Origin of the sequence: Actinospica durhamensis (genome assembly GCF_018139695.1) — a bacterium.
Taxonomy (GTDB): Bacteria; Actinomycetota; Actinomycetes; order Streptomycetales; family Catenulisporaceae; genus Actinospica; species Actinospica durhamensis.
The window spans coordinates 1-404 of sequence record NZ_JAGSOG010000840.1 but is presented as its reverse complement, the minus strand read 5'-3'; the positions used below and the strand labels follow the sequence as shown (position 1 = coordinate 404).

Sequence of the window (404 nt, the reverse complement as noted above, 5' to 3'; positions counted from 1 at the left end):
GCGAGCCGGTTGCGTGCCCGTGCCAGCGCGAGCCGACGGCTTCGGCCGCGTCTTCGATGACGGGAATGCCGTGGCGCTTGCCGATGTCCAGCAGGCGGTCCATCTCGCACAGGTTGCCGTAGAGGTGCGTGGCGATGATCGCCTTCGTGCGCGGCGTGATGGCCGCTTCCACGAGCGCCGGGTCAAGGCACCACGTATCGGGCAGGATGTCGACAAACACCGGCGTGGCGCCCACGTAGGTGATGGGCGACGCCGTGGCGATCCAGTTCGTGTCGGCCAGGATCACCTCATCGCCGGCGCCGATGCCGAGCGCGGCCAGCCCCATGTGCATGGCACCGGTGCAGCTTGAGGTGGCAATGGCGTACTGCGTGCCGACAAACGCGGCAAACTGCTTTTCGAAGCGG

1 protein-coding gene is annotated in these 404 nt (G+C 67.6%); it reads right to left on the bottom strand.

Annotated features, from left to right (window positions below):
* The coding region (locus KDL01_RS47345) for an aminotransferase class I/II-fold pyridoxal phosphate-dependent enzyme (RefSeq protein ID WP_212534349.1) at positions 1 to 404 on the bottom strand (404 nt) is incomplete at both ends.